This is a genomic window from Novosphingobium sp. MD-1 (assembly GCF_001014975.1).
Lineage (GTDB): Bacteria > Pseudomonadota > Alphaproteobacteria > Sphingomonadales > Sphingomonadaceae > Novosphingobium.
Map to the genome: position 1 here is coordinate 151,043 of NZ_BBXA01000020.1, position 23,915 is coordinate 174,957.

At 67.0% G+C, this 23,915-nt stretch carries 25 protein-coding genes and 1 tRNA gene; 9 read left to right on the plus strand and 17 right to left on the minus strand.

What is annotated here, in order from left to right:
* The first annotated feature begins 10 nt into the window (after positions 1-10).
* Positions 11-526 carry a sterol desaturase family protein gene (locus NMD1_RS05615; RefSeq protein ID WP_124808205.1) on the plus strand — a complete coding sequence of 172 codons (516 nt, stop codon included), beginning with the start codon at positions 11-13 and terminating at the stop codon, positions 524-526.
* Between the two features lie 37 nt (positions 527-563).
* Here the strand turns inward: NMD1_RS05615 and NMD1_RS05620 are convergent.
* From NMD1_RS05620 to NMD1_RS05635, 4 genes are all read right to left on the minus strand, one after another.
* Positions 564-638 (minus strand) — tRNA-Thr (locus tag NMD1_RS05620).
* Between the two features lie 28 nt (positions 639-666).
* Positions 667-1,551: a hypothetical protein gene (locus NMD1_RS05625; protein ID WP_124808204.1), complete on the minus strand. Its 885-nt coding sequence runs from the start codon at positions 1,549-1,551 to the stop codon at positions 667-669.
* Positions 1,548-2,510, minus strand: a complete 963-nt coding sequence (locus tag NMD1_RS05630; RefSeq protein ID WP_124808203.1) for a hypothetical protein — start codon at positions 2,508-2,510, stop codon at positions 1,548-1,550. Before NMD1_RS05630 ends, NMD1_RS05625 begins: the two co-directional genes overlap by 4 nt.
* Positions 2,491-3,813 (minus strand): replication-associated recombination protein A, encoded by a 1,323-nt coding sequence (locus NMD1_RS05635; protein WP_124808202.1) that lies wholly within the window; start codon positions 3,811-3,813, stop codon positions 2,491-2,493. Before NMD1_RS05635 ends, NMD1_RS05630 begins: the two co-directional genes overlap by 20 nt.
* Positions 3,814-3,942: 129 nt before the next feature.
* Here NMD1_RS05635 and NMD1_RS05640 point away from each other — a divergent pair, with 129 nt between their 5' ends.
* The 4 genes from NMD1_RS05640 (at position 3,943) to ruvB (ending at position 6,896) form a co-directional block, all read left to right on the plus strand.
* Complete coding sequence (locus tag NMD1_RS05640) at positions 3,943-4,596, plus strand: PadR family transcriptional regulator (protein WP_371431952.1); 654 nt, start codon at positions 3,943-3,945, stop codon at positions 4,594-4,596.
* Positions 4,597-4,670: 74 nt separating this feature from the next.
* Positions 4,671-5,132, plus strand: a complete 462-nt coding sequence (locus NMD1_RS05645) for a hypothetical protein (RefSeq protein WP_124808200.1) — start codon at positions 4,671-4,673, stop codon at positions 5,130-5,132.
* An 80-nt stretch (positions 5,133-5,212) separates the two neighbouring features.
* Entirely contained in the window at positions 5,213-5,827 is a 615-nt protein-coding gene (gene ruvA / locus NMD1_RS05650) for a Holliday junction branch migration protein RuvA (protein WP_125954010.1), read from the plus strand.
* 40 nt (positions 5,828-5,867) lie between these two features.
* Complete coding sequence (ruvB, locus tag NMD1_RS05655; RefSeq protein ID WP_125954011.1) at positions 5,868-6,896, plus strand: Holliday junction branch migration DNA helicase RuvB; 1,029 nt, start codon at positions 5,868-5,870, stop codon at positions 6,894-6,896.
* A gap of 505 nt (positions 6,897-7,401) precedes the next feature.
* Here ruvB and NMD1_RS21460 read toward each other — a convergent pair.
* Positions 7,402-8,052 (minus strand): hypothetical protein, encoded by a 651-nt coding sequence (locus tag NMD1_RS21460; protein WP_233497374.1) that lies wholly within the window; start codon positions 8,050-8,052, stop codon positions 7,402-7,404.
* Positions 8,053-8,071: 19 nt separating this feature from the next.
* Between NMD1_RS21460 and NMD1_RS21465 the strand changes: the two genes are divergently transcribed.
* The gene (locus NMD1_RS21465; RefSeq protein WP_233497389.1) at positions 8,072-8,146 is read left to right on the plus strand and encodes a hypothetical protein; all 75 of its coding nucleotides are present in this window, start codon (positions 8,072-8,074) and stop codon (positions 8,144-8,146) included.
* Positions 8,147-8,307: 161 nt separating this feature from the next.
* Here NMD1_RS21465 and acnA read toward each other — a convergent pair whose 3' ends face one another.
* Positions 8,308-10,980 (minus strand): aconitate hydratase AcnA, encoded by a 2,673-nt coding sequence (gene acnA / locus NMD1_RS05665; protein ID WP_125954012.1) that lies wholly within the window; start codon positions 10,978-10,980, stop codon positions 8,308-8,310.
* Positions 10,981-11,215: 235 nt separating this feature from the next.
* Complete coding sequence (locus tag NMD1_RS05670; protein WP_125954013.1) at positions 11,216-12,121, minus strand: DMT family transporter; 906 nt, start codon at positions 12,119-12,121, stop codon at positions 11,216-11,218.
* Between the two features lie 238 nt (positions 12,122-12,359).
* Between NMD1_RS05670 and NMD1_RS05675 the strand changes: the two genes are divergently transcribed.
* Positions 12,360-13,754: a L,D-transpeptidase family protein gene (locus tag NMD1_RS05675; protein WP_125954014.1), complete on the plus strand. Its 1,395-nt coding sequence runs from the start codon at positions 12,360-12,362 to the stop codon at positions 13,752-13,754.
* Between the two features lie 35 nt (positions 13,755-13,789).
* On the opposite strand, the gene NMD1_RS05680 is transcribed toward NMD1_RS05675, so the two are convergent.
* From NMD1_RS05680 to NMD1_RS05720, 9 genes are all read right to left on the minus strand, one after another.
* A complete protein-coding gene (locus NMD1_RS05680) occupies positions 13,790-14,428 on the minus strand; it encodes a murein L,D-transpeptidase catalytic domain-containing protein (protein ID WP_124808193.1) in 639 nt (212 codons plus the stop codon).
* A 61-nt stretch (positions 14,429-14,489) separates the two neighbouring features.
* Positions 14,490-14,981 (minus strand): GNAT family N-acetyltransferase, encoded by a 492-nt coding sequence (locus NMD1_RS05685; protein WP_125954015.1) that lies wholly within the window; start codon positions 14,979-14,981, stop codon positions 14,490-14,492.
* A 156-nt stretch (positions 14,982-15,137) separates the two neighbouring features.
* Positions 15,138-15,701, minus strand: a complete 564-nt coding sequence (locus NMD1_RS05690) for a TIGR02281 family clan AA aspartic protease (RefSeq protein ID WP_125954016.1) — start codon at positions 15,699-15,701, stop codon at positions 15,138-15,140.
* Between the two features lie 78 nt (positions 15,702-15,779).
* The gene (ispG, locus tag NMD1_RS05695) at positions 15,780-16,907 is read right to left on the minus strand and encodes a flavodoxin-dependent (E)-4-hydroxy-3-methylbut-2-enyl-diphosphate synthase (protein ID WP_124808190.1); all 1,128 of its coding nucleotides are present in this window, start codon (positions 16,905-16,907) and stop codon (positions 15,780-15,782) included.
* 87 nt (positions 16,908-16,994) lie between these two features.
* Positions 16,995-17,525 (minus strand): GNAT family N-acetyltransferase, encoded by a 531-nt coding sequence (locus NMD1_RS05700; protein ID WP_233497375.1) that lies wholly within the window; start codon positions 17,523-17,525, stop codon positions 16,995-16,997.
* A 52-nt stretch (positions 17,526-17,577) separates the two neighbouring features.
* A complete protein-coding gene (locus NMD1_RS05705; RefSeq protein ID WP_125954017.1) occupies positions 17,578-18,009 on the minus strand; it encodes a hypothetical protein in 432 nt (143 codons plus the stop codon).
* An 82-nt stretch (positions 18,010-18,091) separates the two neighbouring features.
* A complete protein-coding gene (locus NMD1_RS05710) occupies positions 18,092-18,544 on the minus strand; it encodes a GFA family protein (protein ID WP_125954018.1) in 453 nt (150 codons plus the stop codon).
* 14 nt (positions 18,545-18,558) lie between these two features.
* Complete coding sequence (gene tldD / locus NMD1_RS05715; RefSeq protein ID WP_125954019.1) at positions 18,559-20,001, minus strand: metalloprotease TldD; 1,443 nt, start codon at positions 19,999-20,001, stop codon at positions 18,559-18,561.
* Between the two features lie 48 nt (positions 20,002-20,049).
* Positions 20,050-20,280, minus strand: coding sequence for a zinc-finger domain-containing protein (locus NMD1_RS05720; protein ID WP_124808246.1), 231 nt, complete (start codon positions 20,278-20,280; stop codon positions 20,050-20,052).
* A gap of 130 nt (positions 20,281-20,410) precedes the next feature.
* Here NMD1_RS05720 and NMD1_RS05725 point away from each other — a divergent pair, with 130 nt between their 5' ends.
* Both NMD1_RS05725 and nadB read left to right on the plus strand, forming a co-directional pair.
* The gene (locus tag NMD1_RS05725) at positions 20,411-21,373 is read left to right on the plus strand and encodes an ABC transporter ATP-binding protein (RefSeq protein WP_124808186.1); all 963 of its coding nucleotides are present in this window, start codon (positions 20,411-20,413) and stop codon (positions 21,371-21,373) included.
* A gap of 220 nt (positions 21,374-21,593) precedes the next feature.
* Positions 21,594-23,177 (plus strand): L-aspartate oxidase, encoded by a 1,584-nt coding sequence (gene nadB / locus NMD1_RS05730; protein ID WP_125954020.1) that lies wholly within the window; start codon positions 21,594-21,596, stop codon positions 23,175-23,177.
* 30 nt (positions 23,178-23,207) lie between these two features.
* Here the strand turns inward: nadB and NMD1_RS05735 are convergent, their stop codons facing one another.
* The gene (locus tag NMD1_RS05735) at positions 23,208-23,846 is read right to left on the minus strand and encodes a hypothetical protein (RefSeq protein ID WP_125954021.1); all 639 of its coding nucleotides are present in this window, start codon (positions 23,844-23,846) and stop codon (positions 23,208-23,210) included.
* Positions 23,847-23,915: the final 69 nt, after the last annotated feature.

Here is a 23,915-nt window from a genome sequence, read left to right on the forward strand (position 1 = left end):
GGAAACGGTCATGACCACGCTTGCCGCCACGCTGATCGTCCTTGCCACCGTGATCGCCATGGAAGGCCTTGCGTGGAGCAGCCACAAGTATGTGATGCACGGCTTCGGCTGGGGCTGGCACCGCGATCATCACGAGCCGCACGACGGTTTTTTCGAACGCAATGACCTATACGCGCTGGTCGGCGCGGCGATCTCGATCACCTTTTTCGCCCTGGGCAGCCCGCTGGTGCGCGGGGCTGAGGCGTGGGCGCCGGCCACCTGGATCGGCATCGGCGTGCTGGTCTATGGCGTGATCTACACGCTGGTGCACGATGGCCTGGTCCACCAGCGCTGGTTCCGCTGGGTGCCCCGGCGCGGCTATGCCCGACGGCTGGTGCAGGCCCACAAGCTGCACCACGCGACGATCGGCAAGCACGGCGGCGTCAGCTTCGGCTTCGTCTTCGCGCGCGACCCGGCGGTGCTGAAGCGCGAGTTGAAAGCGCAAAGGGAGCAAGGCATCGCGGTCCTGCGCGAGGCGGTTGAGTGAGGCAGAGGAGTTGCGCGAACAGCGCTGGACGATGAAATGGTGCCGGCTGAGGGATTCGAACCCCCGACCTTCGGTTTACAAAACCGCTGCACTACCACTGTGCTAAGCCGGCGCGCCTGAGCGTCGCGGTCTCCCTAGCCTCAAGGGCAGCCGAAGGTCCAGCCCTCCGTTCGCGCGATGGCATCGGTCAGCAGAGCGGGCGCCCAGAGTTCGGCGCGGCCGGCATTCGCGCGCAGCCAGGCGGCGGTGAGCAAGGCATCGCTGCGATGGTCGTCGATCGCGCCCCGATGCCCGGCGGGTGCGCTGCCCAAAGCGGCGAGCGCGGTGTCGAGGTCCGCTCCGTCGCGGATCTTTGAACGGGCGGCACTGCGGCCGGCGGCGATGGCGGCGATCGTGGTGTAGATTTCGACCAGCACCGATCCGCCGGCGGGCAGCGGGTCGACCGGCCAGACCGGCAAGCGCCCCTCCATCCGGTGCAGCAGGCGCATCCCCGAAAGGCTCGACTTGCCCACTTGCGCCGCACCGACGAGGTTGAAATTGCTATAGGGCTTGCACCCCAGCCGTGCCTGTTCTTGCTCGGTCACGCGGAAGCGGCCACGCCCGTCCGCCGCGCCGGGCAGGCGGAAGCGATCGCCTTCGCGCCCGCCGTGGCGGCGGAAATGCCGCGCCAGTTCCGGGTGATCGACAAAGGCACCGACCGCAAGGTGCGGTTCCTCCGCGCAGAGCCGATCGACCAGCCGCCAGAGATCGCGCGCAAAGACTGGGCTTTCCGCCCAGCCGGGAAAGAACGCGCCGGCATCCGCGAACGCCAGCGACATGCCCAAGTCCATGCCAACGAGCGTATCGGATGGCAGATCCCCCAGCAACCAGCCCAGCACCTCCGCGCGCGACCAGCGATGGCCTTCGCGCACGAGCACCGGCGCCGCGCTGCCTTCACGACACAGCGCCACGGCGATGCCCTTGTGGCGCTCACCCGCCGCACCGGACCAGTCGATCGCGGCGAAATGGCGGAAACGCCCTTTCACGCCCTGCCGTGTCGCGTCCTGCCGTGGCCTGTCCTGCTCTTGCCGGCCGGTTTGTGGACGCCCGTCTTGCCGGGGCGGGCCTTGTCTTCCTCTTCGGGCGGGGCGCAGCCGGCGTGGCCGGGTTCGATCTCGGTGAACGCGAAATCGTTCTTCAGCAGGCGCAGTTCCATCCGCCGGCGCGGGCCGACATCGCGGTCGAACGGCATCATCGACAGCACCAGGCACGAATCGTCGGCCCAGCGCAGCAGGCGCCAGGAATTGCCGTAAAGCCCGCCCTTGTTGCTGACATCGGCAACGCGCACCACCTGCCGCTTGCCCACTTCCCACACGCGCACGCCTTCGATGCCGCCGAAGCTGGCATCGCTGAACTGGATCGCGGCGAAGCGCTTGTGCCCCGGCGAAAGCAGCGGGCGCGAGACGGTTTCGATCACCCGGCCATGGCCGATGCGATCGATCACCTTGTAGCCGTCGGCCTCGTAACCAGTCCACCAGAAGCCCAGAAGCCGCAGGTCCTCGCTGATGCGGAAGTCGCGCGCTTGCGCCATGCCGTACATGTTGACGCACAGCGTGCGGCCCGAAAGCGTCTTCACGCTGAGCCGGGTGGTCCCGCCGATCACCAGCGCATGCAGCGCGCCCGGAATCATCACCGGCTTGTCCGGGAAGTACCGGCCCCGCCGCGGCACTTCGGCGCAGGGCGGGAAAGCGGGCGCGGGCGTGGCGGAAGCAGACGGCGCGGAAGCGGGCGGCACGGGCGTGCTCTCGGGCGAAGGCAAGGGCGACGGCGACGCTGACGGAGCCGGTGACGGCGTGGCGGAGGCCATCAGCGCCGGCGCACCAGTCGCGGCGGGCGTGGCGCTCTGCGCGGGACGCGGGGCTGGCGTCGCGTCCTGCCCGCAGCCGGCAAGCGTCACCATCGTCCCTGCCATCACCAGAAGGATGCTAGCCTTCCCGACGTTCACGCCTTTTCCTTTCCCACCAATCCATCCGTTCGCGCACCTGTCTTTCAAAACCGCGCTCCACTGGGCGGTAATAGTGCTGCGCCCCCATGCCTTCCGGCCAGTAGTCGGCGCCGGAGAAGCCGTCTTCCGCGTCATGGTCATAGGCATAGCCCTTGCCATAGCCGATGTCCTTCATCAGCCGGGTCGGCGCGTTGAGGATATTGGCCGGCGGCATCAGCGATCCCGTTTCCTTCGCGCTTTTCCAGGCTTCTTTTTGCGCGACATAGGCCGCGTTCGATTTGGGCGCCGTGGCGCAATAGAGGCAGGCCTGGACAATGGCCAGTTCGCCTTCGGGGCTGCCGAGAAAATCATAGGCGTCCTTGGCGGCAAGGCACTGGACCAGCGCCTGCGGGTCGGCCAGGCCGATATCCTCGCTGGCGAATCGGACCAGCCGGCGCAGCACGTAGAGCGGCTCCTCGCCCGCCGTCAGCATCCGCGCGAGGTAATAGAGCGCCGCCTGCGCGTCCGATCCGCGCAGCGCCTTGTGCAGCGCGGAGATCAGGTTGTAATGCCCGTCGCGGTCCTTGTCGTAGACCGCCACGCGGCGCATCAGGAACTTCGACAGCGCATCGGGATCGAGCGGTTCGGTCAGCGAGACATCGAACAGCGTTTCCGCCTGGTTGAGCAGGAAGCGCCCGTCGCCATCGGCCGACGCGACCAGCGCCTCGCGCGCGGGGCCGGTCAGCGGCAGGCGCAGGCCGGTGATCTCTTCGGCGCGCCGCAGCAATTCGCCGAGCGCGGCGGCATCCAGCCGGTGCAGGATCAGCACTTGCGCGCGGCTGAGCAGCGCGGCGTTGAGCGCGAAACTGGGATTCTCCGTAGTCGCGCCGACCAGCGTGACCGTGCCCTTTTCCACGAACGGCAGGAAGCCGTCCTGCTGGGCGCGGTTGAAGCGGTGGATCTCGTCCACGAACAGCAGCGTACGGCGGCCGGTGAGCGCCATCGCCTCGGCCTCGGCGAAGGCCTTCTTCAGGTCGGCCACCCCCGAGAAGACCGCACTGATCGCCACGAAGCGCATGTTCACGGCATCGGCGAGCAGGCGCGCGGTGCTGGTCTTGCCGGTGCCCGGCGGCCCCCACAGGATCATCGAGGAAAGCTTGCCTGCCGCCACCATCCGCCCGATCGCGCCTTCCGGCCCGGTCAGGTGTTCCTGCCCGATCACGTCGGCCAGCGTGCGCGGGCGCAGGCGGTCGGCCAGCGGCCCGTCGTCGCGCGGCTCCGATGGTGGCGGATCGGCCGGGGGAGAGGCGAACAGGTCGGTCATCTGCGTTCGTGATAGGGCGTAACCCGCATGGGGGGCAGATAGCGCGCCGCAAAAATTTTTCATCCCCGCTCTTGCGCAACATTCAATAAGATATATCTTAGACGCATCGTGATATACGGAGTAAAGACATTGCGACACGAACAACACCGCTGCGGCCTCGATCACGGCCGCAACCACGGACGCGGTTTCGCCGCGCGTGGCATGATGAAGATGATGATGGGCGGACGCGGTCCGTTCGGCCGGGGTTTCGGCGATTTCGGCGGCGGCTTTGGCGGCTGGGATGACGAATCGGGCGGCCGGGGCGGTCGCGGCGGCGGCAGGGGACGCGGGCGGATGTTCGCCGGCGGCGAACTGCGGCTGGTGCTGCTGCGCCTCGTGGCCGAACAGGATCGCCACGGCTATGAACTGATCAAGGCGATCGAGGAACTGACCGGCGGCGAATACGCCCCCAGCCCCGGCGTCGTCTATCCCACGCTCAGCCTGCTGGTGGACGAAGGCCTTCTGGCCGAAGTGGCCGGCGAAGGATCGCGCAAGGCCTTCACCGTGACCGAGGGCGGGCGCGCGGAACTGGCGGAAAAGGCGGCCGAAGCCGATGCGCTGGTCGAACGACTCAAGGCGTTCGGCGAACAGCGCCAGCGGCACAGCAGCCCGCCGGTGCGCCGGGCGATGCACAACCTCAAGGTGGCGCTCGGCCAGCGCCTGATGGGCGGCCTCGACGATGGGGTGGCCCACCAGATCGCCGACATCCTCGACGAGGCGGCGCGCCGGATCGAACGGCTCTGATGCTGCCGGACTCGCGCTTGGACGGATGGTTCGATGATGGTATCATGCGCCAGCAGCCTTATGGGGAGAGGCGCATGGTATCTGTCGAAGAACGGCAACCGCTCGAAGAAAGACGTCTGGGCGCGCCATGGCATCTGTGGGTGGTCGGCGTCATCAGCCTGCTGTGGAACAGCTTCGGCTGTCTCGATTACATTCGCACGGTCACGCGCGATCCGGTGGCTATGGCGCAGCTGACGCCGGATACGCTGGCCTATCTCGATGCCATGCCCGCCTGGCTCACGGGCTTCTGGGCGCTGGGCGTGTGGGGTTCGCTGGCGGGTTCGCTGTTGCTGATCGCGCGATCGCGCCACGCCGTGCCGGCGTTCGGGCTGTCCTTGCTGGGGCTGGCCGTCAGTCAAGGCTACCAGATAATGACCGAGCGGCCGCCGGAAATGAGCGGCACCGCGATGGCGATCTTCACCGCCCTGATCTGGGGCGTACTGCTGTTGCTGCTGTGGTACGCATCGTCCATGAAACGGACCGGCGTGCTGCACTGAGAGTAGCGATCACCGGTGGCAGGAAGCGTCACGCATCAGGGGCTGGTGCGCGGCGAACAATCCTGCCATAGGAACAAACCATGATCGCCAAGCTCACCGGCACCCTGGATGACACCGGCCCCGACTGGGCCGTGATCGACGTGAACGGCGTCGGCTATCTCGTCCACTGCTCGGCCAAGACGCTCACCCATCTCGGCATCCGGGGCGACAAGGTCGTGGTCCATACCGAGATGCAGGTGAGCGAAACCGACCAGCGGCTGATCGGCTTCACCAGCGCGGGCGAACGGGCGTGGTTCCGCCTGCTGACGGCCGTGCAGGGCGTGGGCAGCAAGGTCGCGCTGGCGATCCTGTCCGCCCTGTCGGTCGAGGAATTGCAGCGTGCCTGCGCCAATGGCGACAGCGCCATGGTCGCGCGGGCCAATGGCGTGGGGCCGAAGCTCGCCGGGCGCATCGTCAACGAACTGAAGGACAAGGCGGGCGGTCTGGCCGGCTATGCCTCGCCCCTTGGCCCTGGCGGAGAGGCTGTGCCCCTGCCCGCCGGCTCCGCCAGCGCCGACGCCATTTCCGCGCTCCAGAACCTGGGCTTCAAACCCGCCGTCGCCAGCACCGCCGTCGCCGCCGCGCTGAAGGAACTGGGCGAGGACGCCGGCCTGAACGACCTCGTGCGCGTCGCGCTGAAGCGGGCGGCGGGGTGATCGCGATGAACACCCGTCTCGCGATGCGGCAGTCGAGCACATGACCGATAACCCCCTCCTCTCCGCCGCGCGGCAGGACGAAGACCCGGACGCCGCGTTGCGGCCCAAGTCGCTCGCCGAATTTACCGGGCAGGAAGCCGCGCGCGAGAACCTGCGCGTGTTCATCGAATCCGCCAAGATGCGGCGCGAGGCGATGGACCATGTGCTGTTCTTCGGCCCGCCGGGCCTGGGCAAGACCACGCTGGCGCAGATCGTCGCGCGCGAACTCGGCGTGAACTTCCGCGCCACCTCCGGCCCGGTCATCGCCAAGGCGGGCGATCTCGCCGCGCTGCTCACCAATCTGGAACATGGTGACGTCCTGTTCATCGACGAGATCCACCGTCTCAATCCCGTGGTTGAGGAAGTGCTCTATCCGGCGATGGAGGACCGCGCGCTAGACCTCATCATCGGCGAAGGACCGTCCGCCCGGTCGGTGCGGATCGACCTGCCGCCCTTCACCCTGATCGGCGCGACCACGCGGCAGGGCCTGTTGCAGACCCCGCTGCGCGATCGCTTCGGCATCCCGGTGCGCCTGCAGTTCTATACCGTGGCCGAACTGGAACGCGTGGTGACGCGCGGCGCCGGGCTGCTCGGCATCGGCATCGACCGGGACGGCGCCACCGAGATCGCCCGCCGCGCGCGCGGCACGCCCCGCGTCGCCGGCCGCCTGCTGCGCCGGGTGCGCGATTTCGCGCAAGTGGCGGGCGCCGACACGATCACGCGCGCCATGGCCGATTCGGCGCTCACCCGGCTGGAAGTCGATTCGCTGGGGCTGGACGCGCAGGACCGCCGCTACCTCACCATGATCGCCGACATCTACAAGGGCGGGCCGGTGGGCGTGGAAACGCTGGCCGCCGGCCTTTCCGAACCGCGCGACACGATCGAGGAAGTGATCGAGCCGTACCTGATCCAGCTCGGCCTCGTCGCGCGCACCGCACGCGGGCGCTGCCTCAACGATCGCGGTTGGCAGCACCTTGGATTGACGCCCCCCACCGGTTCGCTTCCCGACCTGTTCGACAGCGGCAAGTAAACGCGCACGTCCGATCGGGGTAACGGCCTGCCGGGATTCGGTTCCAGTTTGGGACAGAGTTAACCGCGGCGTCGGAAACGGGACATCTTTGGGCATTTTTCATGCCCGAAACCCGGTTAACGCCATTGTCGCGGGGCGATTCATCTGCGTTGTTCGACACGTCAGGAAGGGCGAAGCAGGCTGTTAACGCCGTCATGCTATCGGGCTTCCTCGGGGAACAAGTGAGAGCAACGATCATGTCGGTTCGGATGGCCTTGGCGAAACTTGCAGCCTGCGCGGCGGGCGGCGCCATTCTTGGTGGCGGCGCAGTGCACGTTTCAGAAGCCCCCTCCTCGGGCGAAATTCACCACGTCAAGCCGGTGAAGGTGAAACAGGCCAAGCGCGCGCCGCGCCAGATCGCGCACCGTGCCCCGCGCGAAGTGCATCGCGCCCGCAAGATCGTGCGGACCACCACCACGCGGACCTGCGAGGCGCCCGCGCAGCAGATGGCCATGGTGCCCGTGCCCTATATGCCGCCGATGCCGCCCCAGCCGGTCAGCGGTGGTGGCGGCGTGCCGGTGGTGATCGGCGGCGGCCCGATCGGCGGTTTCGGCGGCGGCTTCTTCGGGGGCTTCTTCGGCGGCGGCGGCGGTGGCGGCAGCGTGGTCGTCTCGTCCACCAGCACCGGATCGTCGTCCACGTCGGGCGGGTCCACCTCCACTTCGGGTGGCTCTACCTCCACCTCGGGCGGGTCCACGTCTTCGACGTCGGGTGGCGTCTCGACCTCCACCGGCGGCGTCTCCACCTCGACGTCGACCTCGAGCGGCAACGTCTCGACATCGACCGGCGGTGTCAGCACCAGCTCGGGCAACGTTTCCACCTCGTCGGGCAATGTCTCGACCAGTTCCGGCAACGTCAGCACCAGTTCGTCGACCTCGACCTCGTCGGGCAACGTCTCGACCAGCTCGGGCAACGTCAGCACCAGCTCTTCGACCTCGACCTCGTCGGGCAACGTCTCGACCAGCTCGTCGACGTCGTCTTCGACCTCCAGCTCGACGAGTTCCTCGACATCGTCGTCCACGTCCACGTCGACCGGCTCGTCGACGTCTTCGTCGACCTCCAGTTCCACCTCGTCGTCCTCGAACGGCAGCACCTCATCCTCGACGTCCAGCGGCACCGAAGTGCCCGAACCGTCGATGGTCCTGCTGTTCGGCGCGGCCGCGGCCGCGCTGGTCGCGCGCCGGCGCTTCACCAGGCCCAAGGCCGCCTGACACCATCGTTACGTCACGGGAACTTTTCCCGTAGCCTCCACACGGTCCGGGAAAAGGGAAGGGCGGCCTCCGCAAGGGGAGCCGCCCTTCTTCTTGTCACGTCATGCTAGTGCAGTGCAGCCCCGGCCTCGCAAGGAGGCCGGGAACAGCCGGCGCGGCGGTCAGGCCGCCAGCTTGCGCAGCACGTAGTGCAGGATGCCGCCGTTCATGAAGTATTCGACTTCGTTGGCGGTATCGATGCGGCACAGCGCGGTGAAGCTGAAGGTCGATCCGTCGGGCCGGGTCACTTCCACTTCCACGTCCTGCCGCGGCTGGAGGTTGGCCACGCCCTTGATCGTGTAGGTATCGTCACCGGTGAGGCCCAGCGACTGGCGGGTGGCGCCATCCTTGAACTGCAGCGGCAGCACGCCCATGCCGACGAGGTTCGAACGGTGGATGCGCTCGAAGCTTTCGACGATCACCGCGCGCACGCCCAGCAGGTTGGTGCCCTTGGCCGCCCAGTCTCGGCTGGAACCGGTGCCGTATTCCTTGCCCGCGATCACGACCATCGGCGTACCGGCGGCCTTGTACTTCATCGCCACGTCATAGACCGGCAGCACTTCGCCATTGAACTTCGAGAAGCCGCCTTCGACGCCCGGCACCATTTCGTTCTTGATGCGGATGTTGGCGAAGGTGCCGCGCATCATCACTTCGTGGTGGCCACGGCGCGCGCCATAGCTGTTGAAGTCGGCCTTCGAGACCTGGTGCTCCAGCAGCCACTGGCCGGCGGGGCTATCGGCCTTGATGTTGCCGGCGGGGCTGATGTGGTCGGTGGTGATCGAATCGCCGAGCACCAGCAACGGCTTGGCCTCGATGATGTCCTGCACCGGAGCCGGCGTCATCGACATGCCCTCGAAGTAGGGCGGGTTGGCGACGTAGGTCGAACCGGCGCGCCACTGGTAGGTTTCCGAACCCGTGACGTTGATCGCCTGCCAGTGCTTGTCGCCCTTGTAGACGTCGGCATAGCGGGCCTGGAACATGGCGCGGTCCATGCAACCGGCCATCGTCGAATAGACTTCCTCGTTGGTCGGCCAGATGTCCTTGAGGAACACGTCCTGCCCGTCCTTGCCGGTGCCGATCGGGGTGGTGACGAAGTCCTCGATCACCGTGCCCTTGAGCGCATAGGCCACGACCAGCGGCGGCGAGGCGAGGAAGTTGGCGCGCACGTCGGGGCTGACGCGGCCCTCGAAGTTGCGGTTGCCCGAGATCACCGCGCTGGCGACGAGGCCGTTCTCGTTGATCGCCTTGCTGATCGGATCGGCCAGCGGGCCGGAGTTGCCGATGCAGGTGGTGCAACCATAGCCGACGAGGTTGAAGCCGACGTTGTCGAGGTGCGGCTGCAGCCCGGCACGTTCGAGATAGTCGGTGACGACCTGCGATCCGGGAGCAAGGCTGGTCTTGACCCAGGGCTTCGGCTTGAGGCCCAGCTCGTCGGCCTTCTTGGCGACGAGACCGGCGGCCACGAGCACGCCCGGGTTCGAGGTGTTGGTGCAGCTCGTGATCGCGGCGATCACCACGTCGCCGTCACCCAGATCGAAGTCCTTGCCTTCAACCGGCACGCGCGCGTGGGCCTTCTTGTAGGTTTCGGCCATGTCCTTGTTGAACACGTCGTCCACGTCGGGCAGCGAAACGCGGTCCTGCGGGCGCTTGGGGCCGGCGAGCGAAGGCACCACGGTCGACAGGTCGAGTTCGAGCGTGGAGGAGAAGATCGGCTCCACCGAGGGATCGATCCAGAAGCCCTGCTCCTTGGCATAGGCTTCGATCAGCGCGATCTGCGCTTCCTCGCGGCCGGTCAGGCGCAGGTAGTCCAGCGTCTTTTCGTCGATGCCGAAGAAGCCGCAGGTCGCGCCGTATTCGGGTGCCATGTTGGCCAGCGTGGCGCGGTCGGCCAGCGTCAGGCCGGCAAGGCCCGGACCGTAGTATTCGACGAAACGGCCAACCACGCCATGCTTGCGCAGCATGTTGGTGGCGGTGAGCACCAGGTCGGTGGCGGTCACGCCTTCCTGCAGCTGGCCGGTGAACTTGAAGCCGACCACTTCGGGAATGAGCATCGAGACTGGCTGGCCCAGCATCGCCGCTTCGGCTTCGATGCCGCCGACGCCCCAGCCCAGCACGCCCAGGCCGTTGATCATCGTGGTGTGGCTGTCGGTGCCGACGCAGGTGTCGGGATAGGCCACCGTCGCGCCGTTCTGGTCGGTGCTGGTCCACACCGTCTGCGCGATGTTCTCGAGGTTGACCTGATGGCAGATGCCGGTGCCCGGGGGCACGGCGTAGAAGTTGTTGAGCGACTTGGAACCCCACTTGAGGAAGTCATAGCGTTCCATGTTGCGGTGATATTCGATCTCGACGTTCTCCTCGAACGCCTTGGGGTGGCCGAATTCGTCGACCATGACCGAGTGGTCGATCACCAGGTTGACCGGCACCAGCGGGTTGATCTTGCTGGTATCCCCGCCCAGCGTGGCGATCGCATCGCGCATCGCGGCAAGGTCAACCACGCAGGGCACGCCGGTGAAATCCTGCAGCAGCACGCGCGCCGGGCGGTACTGGATCTCGTTCGACGATTCGCTGGGGTTCTTCTGCCAGTCCACCACCGCCTTCACGTCGTCGGTGGAAACGGTGAAGCCGCCGTCCTCGAAGCGCAGCAGGTTTTCCAGCAGCACCTTCATCGAGAAGGGCAGGCGGGAAATGTCCCCGAACTTCGCCGCTGCCTTGCGGAGCGAATAGTAGGCATAGTCCTTGCCGCCCACGCTCAGCGTGCTGCGGGTTCCGAGCGTATCCTGTCCGACCTGGGTCATGGCTAAGTGTCGTACCTCCTGCCGTTGGCCAAGAGCCATCCATCGGGGCATTCCCGCGACGACGCGATCGTTGCATAATCGGCGCGAAAGTGCGGTTCCGGATGACCCGAAATCGAGTGCGCGATGCGCGCTAACCGCCGCGCCGTCAAGGGTAGCCAAGGTCTAATTCGGCCAAAGCCCAGCATTACATCGGCTAATGCTTCGCAACAGCAATTCAGATCGGAACGAAGCGGGATCAAGCCGCTGGTTCCGGCACTTTCCCGGCGCTCGCCGCATCCGCCTTCCCGGCCCGCACGGCGACCAGGCAGCCCGCCACGATCAGGGCAACGCCTGCCAGCGTGCGCAGCGTCAGCGCTTCGCCGAACATCAGCCAGCCGACGATCGCCGCCCAAATGAACGCGGTATATTCCAGCGGCACCAGCACCCGCGTTTCGGCGCGGGCATAAGCCCACGTCATCAGCATCAGCGAGGCGGCGGACAACGCCGCCGAGGTCACGATCCAGCCCAGCGCGGCCGGCGTCGGCGCCGGAGCCACCCACAACAGGCCGGGCAAGAGCACCAGCGCGGTTACCGCGTTCTGGAAGAAGGCCACCTCTTCCGGCCCAGCTAACAGCGCCTGGCGCCGCTGCAGCACGAGATTCCAGGCGTAGAGCACGGCGGAAACAAGGATGGCGCAAAGCCCTTTCACCCCTTCGGCGGAATAATGCCCACCAAGCTTGCCCGCCACGATCACACCCACGCCCATCAGCGCCAGCAGCGATCCGCCCACCGCGCGCCGCCCCACGGGCTCGCCCAGCCAAATGGCGGCGAGATAGAGCGCGATCAGCGGCGCGATGAACGACAGCGCGATGCCTTCGGCCAGCGGTGTGCGCACCACTCCGTAGAAGAACAGGACCGCCATCACGCCCGCAACCACCGCGCGCAGCGCATGAAGCCGTATCGTGGACGCCGCCGGCCAGCGTCCACGCCGGCCAAGCCAGACCGGCAGCATCAGCGCCGTTCCCGCCACGCTGCGCAAGGCCATCGCGGCATAGGCGCCGACAAGAATCGACGCCTCCTTCATGAATCCGTCCATCACGCTGAACGTGGCAAGCCCCGTCAGCGCGATCAGGATGGGAACGGCATGTGCGTGGCGGGCCATGCCCCAGGCTCCTAGGGATTCCGGCGCCGAATGGAAACGCCATTCGGTCGCCTGCCCGACGGCCAGCGTTTCCGGAACCAAGCGGCAGGTGAATGATTCAGGCTATGGTCAGACGCCGGGCTTGATGGAAGGGCCAAGTGCGGTGCATGAAACATCCAAGGCCACGTCGGCATCCCGGCGGCGGCATCACCCGACGAAAGACAGGGGCTTGTACAGAATGCGTGCAAAGGGTCGGCCGATGGCTCGAACGATGATTTCCGGAACGCTGGCGGTCGCGCTGCTGGCGCAAGCCGGCGTGGCCTCCGCCGCGCAGAACGGCCCTGTCGACCTGACCGCGCAGGCTCCCGCGCCCCGGCCCAGCGCGACATCCACACCGAACCCCGCGCCCGCGCCCGCCGCTTCGCCATCCGCGCCGGCAACCGCGCCGGGGGCTCCCGTCGTTCAGCCCACGCCGGCGCCGCTGCCGCCGCCGCTGGCGGAATGGTCCGTTGCCGACGCGCAGGCGCTGCTCGCCGCGATCCGCGGCATCGGGGCCGAAGGGCTATTTTCCCGCGATTACGAGCCAACCGCGCTTGCCGCCGCCATCGCCAAGGGGCCGGGGCCCGATCTCAACGCCCTTGCCAGCCGCCTGTTCGTCTGGCTGGCCGAAGACCTGCGCGATGGCCGCACCCCGATGACCGCGCGCATCCAGTGGTTCGCGGTCGACCCCGACCAGGACGTGCGCCCGTCGTCGGCGCTGCTGGCCGAAGCGATGGAAAAGCACGACGTGCCGGGGGTGCTCGCTTCGCTCAACCCCACACACCCGGATTACGCCGAACTCAAGTCCATGCTGACCAAGGCCAAGGACCCGACGCAGATCGCGATGATCCGCGCCAACATGGACCGCTGGCGCTGGCTGGCGCACGACCTCGGCCTGCAATACCTGATCATCAACGTGCCCGAGCAGGAACTGCGGCTGACCGTGAACAACAAGGTCATCCGCAGCTATCGCGCCATTGTCGGCAAGCCGGGCAAGACCGCCACGCCGCAGCTGGCCGAACAGGTCCGCAACGTGGTGTTCAACCCGACGTGGACGGTGCCGCAGTCGATCGTGAAAGGTGAAGGGCTGGGCGCCAGGCTGATCGGCAACCCGGCCTCCGCCCGCCGCCAGGGCTATGCCGTCAGCAAATCCGCCGATGGCACGATCACCGTGGTGCAGCAGCCCGGGGCGAACAATTCGCTGGGGCTGATGAAGCTCGACATGCCCAACGAACATGCGATCTATATCCACGATACGCCCAACCGCGCGCTGTTCAACCTGCCCAGCCGCGCGCTGTCGCACGGCTGCATCCGCGCCGAACGCGCCAGCGAACTGGCGATGACCATGGCCATCCTCGGCGCGGACATCACGCCGGACCAGGGTGTGGAATACACGCTTTCGGGCAAGTACACCAAGGTGCCGATGACCAAGACCTTCCCGGTCTACATCACCTATTTCACCGTCGCGCGCGACGTGAACGGGCTGATGCGCAGCTTTTCCGACCTCTATGGCCGCGATGCCCCCGTCATCGCCAGCTTCGCCCAGCCGCGCCAGCTCCACACCAGCCAGCGCAAGAGCAACGAGGCCGTGATCAAGCTCGATAATCCGCTGTAAGGCATCGGCACCGCAAGGCGCGATCCGGCGGGGTTCTATCCGATCCCCAGCCGGTCCGCATAGAGCAGGCGGCCGCCAGAGAGGTGCCACAGCGCCTCGTTGAAGTCCGCCTCGCCCATCGCGAAGCAACCGTCGCTGCGGCCGAGCTTGCCCCATTTCGCCAGCATGTCGGTATTGGCGTACCACGCCGGGTGCATCACGATCGCCCGGTCGAGCGCGTTGGTGTTGTCCGGGTCCACCCCGCCCAGCCGGATCGAGGTGCCGTACTTGCCCTTGTACCATTCGTAGGTGATGAACGCCCCGCGCGAGGTGGCGAGGCTGTTCGGCTCGTTGGAAAAGCGCTTGAGGAAGCCGTCGTGCTCCGGGTCCGATCCCTTGCCATGGGCGACGAGGAACGAGCGCACCTCGCCCTTTTCGAGATCGGCGAAATGCAGGCGCGGCAGCGACGAGGGCAGCGCGAAATCGGCCACGCCCACCACGTCGGTCCGCCACAGTTGCGCGCGCACGCGCTCCATCTGCTCCTTCGCAACGTCCAGGATGCGGCGGTGCTGCTCGGTTGGCGAATAGGGCTGCGCGAAAACCTTCGCCGGCGCGACCGCGGACACGGCCGCCAGGCCCACGCCTTTCAGCACCGCGCGCCGGTCGATTCCGGCTTCGTTCCCACGAGTCTTCATACCACTACCCTGCCACATCGCGCCCTGCCCTAAGCTTAACGGCGCGAATCGTGTCCCCGTGTCAGGAATCTGACGCCTTTGCCCCGAGTCGCGCAAGCGCTTCTCCATCCACGCGCATCACGGTCCATTCGTCCATCGGCCGCGCGCCCAGCGCCTTGTAGAACCCGATGGCCGGTTCGTTCCAGTCGAGAACCCACCATTCCAGACGGGCGCAGTCGCGCTCGATCGCCAACGCGGCGAGGTGCGCCAGCAGCGCCTTGCCCAGCCCCGCCCCGCGCGCGGCGGGCCGCACAAACAGGTCTTCCAGATAGATGCCCGGCCGACCTTCGAAGGTTGAGAAGTTATGGAAAAACAGCGCGAAACCCTGTGCCGCGCCATCCACTTCGCCGATCACCACTTCGGCATAGGGCCGCGGGCCGAACAGCTTGGCGCCCAGCACCGCCTCGTCGAAGCGCACCTCGTGCGCCAGTTTCTCGTATTCTGCCAGTTCGCGGATGAAGGCGCCGATCAGCGGCAGGTCTTCGGGCGTGGCGGGCCGGATGGAAATGCTCATGCCCGCGCGGTTAGCCCGACGAATGCAAAAATGGAATCGTCATTGCGAGGAGGCGACAGCCGACGAAGCAATCCAGGGGCGGATCGCGGAACGCTCTGGATTGCTTCGGCCGATGGCCTCGCAATGACGATGGCTGGCATCGTCTTGGCAAACTTGTCAACTTGCCGAAATCACCAGCCGGTCGCCTTCCAGCGTCACCTTGCCCAGCCGCTTCAGCGCCGACTGCCCCAGCAGGTTGACCGAAAGATCGCGCACCACCACCGCCTCGATCCCGCCGATCTCGCGCCCGTCCACGGCGAGCCGGTCGATCCGCACCACCGCGCCATAGCCCTGCCCCGAAGCCGTGCGCAGGATCGGCTGGTAAGCCGACGACGGGGGATCGATGCCCAGCCGCCGCGCGTCATCCACAGTCAGCGCCACCATGTCCGCCCCGGTATCGACCAGGAAGCGCACCTCGCCACCATCGACCCGGCCATATACGTGGAATTGCCCGTCCGCCCCGCGATCGAGCACGGTCGATCCGCCACGCACGCCACTTTGGAGGGGATTGCCGCGATCCGGGCCATCCGCATCGCGCGCGGCATCCAGATCGGCGACCGTCACCGAAGCCGCATCCGTCGCACCGCTTTCCGGCCCGGCCAGATTGAACACGCCGCCGCCCTGCGCCAGCATCAGCAGCAGCGCGGTCATCCCGACAACAAGGACCAGCAGGCGATTCATCGCCCGCCGGTCTAACCGCAAGAGGTTGACGATTGGGAAACCGGCCCCCGGGAAACAGGCCGCCCCGGACGGCGGATATTACTCCGCCGCTTCGCTGACCTTGTCGTTCGCAGCCTCGATCTCCGCCGCCTTGGCTTCCACCAGCGCCACGATGTGATCGAGCATGTCCTCGCTCTGCACATGGTGGTCAGTCACGCCCGAAAGATAGACCATGTGCTTGCCGTTGCCGCCACCGGTCAGGCCGATGTCGGTCTCGCGCGCCTCGCCGGGGCCGTTGACCACGCAGCCCAGCACCGACAGCGAAAGCGGCGTCTTGATGTGCGAGAGCCGCGCTTCCAGTGCTTCCACGGTGCGGATCACATCGAAGCCCTGCCGCGCGCACGAAGGGCACGAGACGACGCGGACGCCGCGCGTGCGCAGGCCCAGCGATTTCAGGATTTCGAAGCCGACGCGCACTTCCTCTTCCGGTTCGGCCGAAAGCGAGACACGCAGGGTGTCGCCGATCCCGGCCCACAGCAGATTGCCGATGCCGATCGAGGACTTGACCGTGCCGCCGATCAGCCCGCCCGCCTCGGTGATGCCCAGATGCAGCGGGCAATCGACGGCTTCGGCCAGCCCCATGTAGGCGGCCACGGCCAGGAACACGTCGCTGGCCTTCACCGCCACCTTGTATTCGTGGAAATCGTGGTCCTGCAGCAGCTTGATATGGTCCAGCGCGGATTCGACCAGCGCTTCGGGGCAGGGTTCGCCGTACTTTTCGAGCAGGTCCTTCTCCAGGCTGCCCGCGTTCACGCCGATGCGGATGGCGCAGCCGTTGGCCTTGGCCGCGCGCACCACTTCGGCCACGCGTTCGGACGAGCCGATGTTGCCAGGGTTGATGCGCAGGCAGGCCGCGCCCGCGTCGGCCGCCTCCAGCGCGCGCTTGTAGTGGAAATGGATGTCCGCGATGATCGGAATGCGCGCCGCCTTCACGATCTTGCCGAGCGCGGCGGTGCTTTCCACATCGGGGCACGACACGCGGATCAGGTCCGCGCCGGCATCCTCGCAACGGCGGATCTGGTTGATCGTCGCCACCGGGTCGGAGGTCAGCGTGTTGGTCATGGTCTGGACCGTGATCGGCGCATCGCCACCGACGGGGACCGTGCCGACCATGATCTGGCGGCTCTTGCGACGCGCGATATCGCGCCATGGACGTACGGAAGACATGCGCGCCCTATACCGCCGCCCGCGCGCGCGCAAAAGCCCGCATGTGGCCCAGTCACGAAATGGGTGATGAAATTGAGGTGTGAACGCCTACAGCTTCAGCGCGAACAGCCAGTCCTCGTCGCGCTGCTCGCCCACCATGAAGTCCACCTCGCCCACTTTGACGAAGCCGTAGCGGCCGTAGAACCGCTGCGCGCCGGGGTTTTCGCTCCACACCGAAAGCTGCACCTCGTCCGCGCGGCGCCTGCGCGCCTCGTCCAGCGCCCAGGCCATCAGCCGCGCGCCAAGGCCTTGCCCCAGCACGTCAGGATCGCCGTAAAGCTGCTTCAATTCCAGCGGACGGGCCGCATCGGTCACGCGCGGCAGGCTGCTTTCCAGCAGCAGCTTGCAGAACGCAAGCAGCCGCCCAGCCCCGTCCTCCACCACCGCTGTCACCATGCCCGGATCGGTCAGTTCGGCATGAAGCTTCTGCTCGGTGTGGCTGCCATCGAGGAATGCGGCGAGGTCTTCGGGGCGATAGAGATGCCCGAACTTGGCCACGAAGGCGCGACAGCCGAGATCGGCCAGCACGGCGGCATCGGCAGGCGTGGCAAGGCGGACGGTCAGGGAATGTGTGGCCATGCCCCGGCCATAGAGGCAGGAGCCACGCCTTTCCAGCCTTGCCGGTTCGCGATCAGTTGCGCGCGGCAGCGACCTTGGGCGGCTTGGTGTAAGGCACGAACTTGTCCAGGCCCACGAAGCCGCGCTGGAAGTGACTGGTGCGGTCGACCAGATGCACCGTGTCGATGCTGCACAGCTGCGAACTGGTCAGCCGGGTAACGAGCACGTCGTCGTTGTCGAGCGATTCGGCGCCCACGCGCGGCTTCTGCACATAGAGCGTGCCGCCCGCGTCATAGACGATCGCGATCTTGTCGTAGATCTGGGTCGAACGGACGGTGGGCATGTAGATGCAGTCCACCGGTGCGCCCGCCACGCGCCCTTCCAGCGCCTTGGCAAGCTGCTGTTCGGGCGTCAGTTTCGGCTTGGCGGCATCGGCCGCCGCAGCGGTAAGCACCATCGCTGCTGCGGCCAGAGCGAAACCCGTCCTGCGCGCAATTCTGTTCATGGCTTGCACGTCCTTTTCCCGGAAAAATCGATCTTTGATCGATGGCACAATTCCCCTGAACAGGCGCTGACCGGCGCAGCGTTCAGGCGGGCAAGACCAATGCCATCCATTCGTCGCGCGTGGCGGGCTGGGTTTCCAGTTGCGGCACGTCGTCCGGCAGCGCGATCCACGGCTGCTTGCGCGATGTCCACACGTGGAACGCGGGCACAAGGTCCGGGCTGTCATCGCGCGTGCCGGTGCGGATCGTGGCGATCTCGGGCCGTTCGTGATTGATCGTGTAGACCCGGGTCATGCAGGAAGGGCACGCGACGTGCGTCACCGTCGCGCTATGGCTGCCGGTGCAGGTGCCCTCGATCGGCGCGCCTTCGGTCACCAGGTCAGCCACCAGCACCTGCTGGTTCAGCGCAAAGGCGCTGCCCTGCCGCGTCTGGCAGCCCTTGCAATGGCAGGCATAGGGGCGGAAGCCTCGATCCACCGCCCGCCAGCGCACCGCGCCGCAGGCGCAGCCGCCGGTTATCGCGTCGCCGATCGCCATCGCCGCTCCCCGCGTCAGCCCGTGCCGCCCACGGTCAGGCCTTCGACCAGCAGCGTCGGCTGGCCGACGCCGGCCGGCACGCTCTGCCCGCCCTTGCCGCACACGCCCACGCCCTCGTCGAGCGCCAGATCGTTGCCAATGCCGACAACCTTGGTCAGGCAGGTGGGGCCATCGCCGATCAGCGTGGCGCCCTTGATCGGCGCGCCCAGCCTGCCGTTCTCGATGCGATAGGCCTCGGTGCACGAAAACACGAACTTGCCACTGGTGATATCGACCTGCCCGCCGCCGAAGCTCTTGGCGAAAATCCCGTTCTTCACGCGCGACAGCAGTTCGGCGGGATTGTCGTTGCCGCTGCGCATGAAGGTGTTGGTCATGCGCGGCATCGGCGCGTGGGCATAGGATTCGCGGCGGCCGTTGCCGGTGGGGGCCACGCCCATCAGCCGGGCGTTGAGCCGGTCCTGGATATAGCCCTTGAGGATGCCGTCCTCGATCAGCACGTTTTCCTGCGTGGGCGTGCCTTCGTCATCGATGCTGAGCGAGCCGCGCCGGCCGGCACCGCCCACGCCCAGCAGCGTGCCATCGTCGATCACCGTCACGCCAGGCGCGGCCACGCGCTGGCCGATCCGGCCGGAAAAAGCGCTGGTGCCCTTGCGGTTGAAATCGCCTTCGAGGCCGTGGCCCACCGCTTCGTGCAGCAGCACGCCGGGCCAGCCGGGGCCGAGCAGCACGGTCATTTCACCCGCCGGCGCGGCGACCGATTCGAGGTTGGTCAGCGCCTGCGCCAGCGCGCTGTCGATCGCGCGGTTCCACGTCTCGGGCGCGAACAGGTCGTCGTAGAGCCGTCGTCCGCCGATGCCGAAGCTGCCGGTTTCGCGCCGCCCGTCCTGCTCGGCCACGATCGAGACGTTGAGCCGCACCAGCGGCCGTACGTCATGCGCGACGAAGCCATCCGCGCGGACGATCTCCACCACCGACCAGCTTCCGGCGAGCGAAGCCGAAACCTGCGCCACGCGCGGATCGCGGGCGCGGGCCGCGGCATCGATCTGTTCGAGCAGCCGCACCTTGGCCTCGAACGGCACGGCATCGAGCGGCGAAGCGTCGGTGTAGAGGTGGCGGTTGCTGCTGCGCGGCGGCGCGGCGGCGCTGCCTTTCGCCGGATCGAGCAGCTTCAGTGTCTCGCCCGCGCGGGCAATGGCGGCGGCGGAAATTTCGTTGGCGTGGGCAAAACCCGTCATCTCGCCCGAAACGCCGCGCAGGCCGAAGCCCGCATCGCGCGAATAGTCGGCCGTTTTCAGCCGCCCGTCATCGAAGCCGAAGCTCTCGCTGGCGATGAACTGGAGATAGAGTTCCCCATCGTCACACGCGGCCAGCGCATCGCGCGTCAGGCGCAGGGCATCATCGGGCGTCAGCGCGCCGGAACGGTAAAGGAGCGAGCGGGTGTCGGAAAAATCGGTCATCGACTCCCGATATAGGAGGCGAAACGCGCCCGCGCTACTCGGGAAAGATCAGGCCGCCTGCGCGGCGTCAGAGCTAGCAGTATCCGCCGGGCCGCCCTTCAGCACGAAGCGCTTGTCGCAATAACCGCAATCGACATAGCCGCGCTCGTCGATTTCCAGCCACACGCGCGGATGGCCGAGCGCCGAGGGCTTGAACGCGGCGCCGCCGCGAATGTCGCCCGCACCGTCGCAGCTGACGCGGTGGGACGTGGTGAAAACGGTTTCGGGGGCCTTGCTCATGGCCGCGCTATAGCGGGGAAGCGGCGGCGATTCCAGAGCGTGCGTAGACAAGGGCGGGTCATCCTTTGGTCCGGGGTCGCGGTGCATTGGCCCTTTACCCGGCGCGGTTCGTGCCTAAATAACATAGCCTATGGATTCCACACCCACGGTTCCGCCCGCGATCCGCATCCGCGACCTCGTCAAGCAATACGCCGCCTCAGGCAAGGCTCCGGGCAAGCTGGCCCTGCAGGGCGTGAGCTTCGACGTGCCGCAGGGCCAGATCTTCGGCCTGCTCGGCCCCAACGGCGCGGGCAAGTCCACGCTGATCAACACGCTTGCCGGGCTGGTGATGAAAACCTCGGGCAGCGTCGAGATCTGGGGCCACGACATCGATCGCGACCGGCGCAACGCCAAGGCATCGATCGGCATCGTGCCGCAGGAAATCGTGTTCGACCCGTTTTTCACCCCGATCGAGGTGCTGGAGAATCAGGCCGGGCTCTATGGCGTGCCCAAGGCGCTGCGCCGGTCGATGGACCTGCTGCGCGCGGTGCATCTGGAAGACAAGGCAAAGGCCTATGCCCGGACGCTGTCGGGGGGGATGAAGCGCCGCCTGCTGATCGCCAAGGCCCTGGTCCACAATCCGCCGATCATCGTGCTCGACGAGCCGACCGCCGGCGTGGACGTGGAACTGCGCCGCCAGCTCTGGGAACTGGTCTCGCACCTCAACAAGGAAGAAGGCGTTACCGTCGTCCTGACCACGCACTATCTCGAAGAGGCCGAGGAACTGTGCGAGCGCATCGCCATCATCAACCACGGCCAGCTCATCGCCAACAAGCCGACGCGCGAACTGGTCGACATGGCACGCGAGAAGATCGTGGTGCTGACGCTCGACCGGGACGTTCCCGCCGCACCGCAGCATCCGGCCTTCCGCAAGAGCGTGATTTCGGGTGAACGACAAGTCGAGGTCACGTACGACAAGGACCAGATGAATGCCGGCGAAGTGCTCGCCCTGGTGCAGGGACAGGGCTACGCAATCGTCGACGTCTCCACGCGCGAAGCCGATCTCGAGGACGTGTTCGTCTCGCTCACCAGCGAACCCGCGCAGGCTGCCTGAACGCCCGCAAGCGAAGCCATCCCGGATTTTGCACTTGCGAAATTGAACAAACGCGGCCCTCCCTGCCCCGCCGCGCCCGCCAGTTCGCGCTTTTCAAACGGCTTCGCGCGCGGCAAAGCGCGCGCGTGACAGAATCCTTGCAGACCCGCGGGCGGCGTGCAGCGGCCACGGATCGCGCAGAACAGGGCATGGCGCGGGCCATGACGGAAGGCAGCAGGCAGTGAGCCACGACGTCCTGATCATCGGTTCCGGCGCGGCCGGGCTAACCGCCGCGCTGGTGCTGGCGGAAAAGTGCCGCGTCCTCGTGCTGGCCAAGGGCGCGCTCGATGGTGGGTCGACCGCCTGGGCGCAGGGCGGCATCGCCGCCGTGCTCGACGAAGGCGATACCTTCGAGGACCACATCCGCGACACGATGATCGCCGGGTCCGGGCTGAACCGGCACGAGACGGTCGAATTCGTGATCGAGCACGCGCCCGAGGCGATCCGGCGACTCGCCGACCTCGGCGTTCCCTTCAATGCCGAGGCCGGCGCGCTGCACCTGACGCGCGAAGGCGGGCATTCGCACCGGCGCATCGTCCACGTCGACGATGCCACGGGCGCGGCGGTGCAGAAGGCGCTGCTGCAGGCGGCGCGCGAACACCCCAACATCACCCTGCTGCCGGGACGGGCCTGCATCGATCTGATCACCGGGCGGCACGAACAGGCGCGCTATTCCGGATCGGGCCGGGTCTGGGGAGTCTATGCGCTCGACGAGGCCAGCGGCACGGTGGAAGCGCACACCGCGCGCGCCACGATCCTCGCCACCGGCGGCGCCGGCCGCGTCTATCAGTTCTCCACCGCCCCGCGCGGCGCGACCGGCGACGGCATCGCCATGGCCTGGCGCGCCGGCGCGCGCGTCTCCAACATGGAGATGATGCAGTTTCACCCCACCTGCCTCTATCATCTGGAGGTCAAGAACTTCCTGATTACCGAGGCGGTGCGTGGCGAGGGCGGGCGGCTGATCAATCCGCGCACCGGCAAGCGTTTCATGGAATTTTACGACGCCGAACGGCTCGAGCTCGCCCCGCGCGATATCGTGGCGCGCGCGATCGATTCCGAGATCAAGCGCTTCGGCCTCGATTTCGTGCATCTCGACATCAGCCACATGCCGGCCGGCTTCGTGCGCAGCCACTTTCCCAACATCTACGAGAAGCTGCTCGGCCTCGGCATCGACATGACCAAGCAGCCGATCCCGGTTGTGCCCGCGCAGCACTATACCTGCGGCGGCATCCTGATCGACCTGGCCGGCCGTACCGACCTGCCCGGTCTCTACGCGGCGGGCGAATGTACCGAAAGCGGGCTGCACGGTGCCAACCGCCTCGCCTCCAATTCGCTGCTCGAATGCTTCGTGTTCGGCGATGCCGCCGCGCGCGACATCCTCGCGCGGTGGGATAGCTTCGACGCCCCACCCGCGGTGCGCCCGTGGGACGAAAGCCGCGTGACCGATTCCGACGAGGAAGTCGTGATCAAGCAGAACTGGACCGAGATCCGCCGCTTCATGTGGAACTATGTGGGCATCGTGCGCACCGACAAGCGGCTGGAACGCGCCGCGCACCGCATCAAGATGCTGGAGGGCGAGGTCAACGACTACTACGGCCACTTCCGCGTCTCGACCGACCTGATCGAACTGCGCAACCTGCTGCAGAGCGCCGACCTGATCGTCCAGTCGGCCCGCGCCCGGCACGAAAGCCGGGGCCTGCACTACAACCTGGATTATCCGCAGACCGACGATGCCGCGCGCGATACCGTCCTGACACCGCGCTGAGTCCCGGCCCCGGCCCCGGGCATCAGGCCATCAGGCCATCACGTTGAACAGCGTGCCCGGCTGGAGCGACGCGAGGTAGTCCTGCGCCTTCTGCTCGTCGCTCTTGCCCGTCTTGGTGCCCGACGTGGCATTTGTCGAACCGGTATCGGGTTCCGTGGTCACGCTGGTCTGCGTTTCGGTGCTGCCGTCGCTATAGGTGATGACCGTGGTCATGATCCCGCCGGCGACCGTTTCCACGCGCGAGACTTCGGTCTTGGTGTCGCCCCCACCGCCTCCACCATGACCACCGGCCGGCCGCGCCGAACCGGCCGCCGCTGCCGTGACCGAGGCTGCTCCACTGGCGTCGGTGGAAGCGCTTGCGCCGGAAGCGGCTCCCTCGATCTGATCGAGCGCCTTGCCGACTGCCTCGGCATCCTTCGCGGTCAACTTGCCCGAAGCGACATCGTCGGCGATCTTCGCATCGATCGCGGCGCGGAACGCGGTGCTGTCGACCGTGCCCGAAACGCTGGCCGACATGCTGGACGCCAGCGATTGCTGGGTGTCGGCGAGATCACCTTCGACGATCTTGATCTTGTCGGCGGACAGACCGCTCGTCTGCAACAGGCTGGCCAGCGTGCTGCCGGACGAGGCGGCCGACGTGACGGCCGATGTAATGGAACCGATCGACATGGCTATTCTCCTTGCTCTCGCAAGGACGGACCGAAATGGCGGAATTCTAATATTTTTCGCTACATTTCA

What these genes read in the sequence shown, in the direction of transcription:
- NMD1_RS05615 (WP_124808205.1), top strand. Translation starts at nt 11, where the DNA reads ATGACCACGCTTGCCGCCACGCTGATCGTCCTTGCCACCGTGATCGCC.
- NMD1_RS05635 (WP_124808202.1), bottom strand. Translation starts at nt 3,813, where the DNA reads ATGACCGACCTGTTCGCCTCTCCCCCGGCCGATCCGCCACCATCGGAG.
- NMD1_RS05645 (WP_124808200.1), top strand. Translation starts at nt 4,671, where the DNA reads ATGGTATCTGTCGAAGAACGGCAACCGCTCGAAGAAAGACGTCTGGGC.
- ruvA (WP_125954010.1), top strand. Translation starts at nt 5,213, where the DNA reads ATGATCGCCAAGCTCACCGGCACCCTGGATGACACCGGCCCCGACTGG.
- ruvB (WP_125954011.1), top strand. Translation starts at nt 5,868, where the DNA reads ATGACCGATAACCCCCTCCTCTCCGCCGCGCGGCAGGACGAAGACCCG.
- acnA (WP_125954012.1), bottom strand. Translation starts at nt 10,980, where the DNA reads ATGACCCAGGTCGGACAGGATACGCTCGGAACCCGCAGCACGCTGAGC.
- NMD1_RS05670 (WP_125954013.1), bottom strand. Translation starts at nt 12,121, where the DNA reads ATGGCCCGCCACGCACATGCCGTTCCCATCCTGATCGCGCTGACGGGG.
- NMD1_RS05675 (WP_125954014.1), top strand. Translation starts at nt 12,360, where the DNA reads ATGGCTCGAACGATGATTTCCGGAACGCTGGCGGTCGCGCTGCTGGCG.
- NMD1_RS05680 (WP_124808193.1), bottom strand. Translation starts at nt 14,428, where the DNA reads ATGAAGACTCGTGGGAACGAAGCCGGAATCGACCGGCGCGCGGTGCTG.
- NMD1_RS05685 (WP_125954015.1), bottom strand. Translation starts at nt 14,981, where the DNA reads ATGAGCATTTCCATCCGGCCCGCCACGCCCGAAGACCTGCCGCTGATC.
- NMD1_RS05690 (WP_125954016.1), bottom strand. Translation starts at nt 15,701, where the DNA reads ATGAATCGCCTGCTGGTCCTTGTTGTCGGGATGACCGCGCTGCTGCTG.
- ispG (WP_124808190.1), bottom strand. Translation starts at nt 16,907, where the DNA reads ATGTCTTCCGTACGTCCATGGCGCGATATCGCGCGTCGCAAGAGCCGC.
- NMD1_RS05700 (WP_233497375.1), bottom strand. Translation starts at nt 17,525, where the DNA reads ATGGCCACACATTCCCTGACCGTCCGCCTTGCCACGCCTGCCGATGCC.
- NMD1_RS05705 (WP_125954017.1), bottom strand. Translation starts at nt 18,009, where the DNA reads ATGAACAGAATTGCGCGCAGGACGGGTTTCGCTCTGGCCGCAGCAGCG.
- NMD1_RS05710 (WP_125954018.1), bottom strand. Translation starts at nt 18,544, where the DNA reads ATGGCGATCGGCGACGCGATAACCGGCGGCTGCGCCTGCGGCGCGGTG.
- tldD (WP_125954019.1), bottom strand. Translation starts at nt 20,001, where the DNA reads ATGACCGATTTTTCCGACACCCGCTCGCTCCTTTACCGTTCCGGCGCG.
- NMD1_RS05720 (WP_124808246.1), bottom strand. Translation starts at nt 20,280, where the DNA reads ATGAGCAAGGCCCCCGAAACCGTTTTCACCACGTCCCACCGCGTCAGC.
- NMD1_RS05725 (WP_124808186.1), top strand. Translation starts at nt 20,411, where the DNA reads ATGGATTCCACACCCACGGTTCCGCCCGCGATCCGCATCCGCGACCTC.
- NMD1_RS05735 (WP_125954021.1), bottom strand. Translation starts at nt 23,846, where the DNA reads ATGTCGATCGGTTCCATTACATCGGCCGTCACGTCGGCCGCCTCGTCC.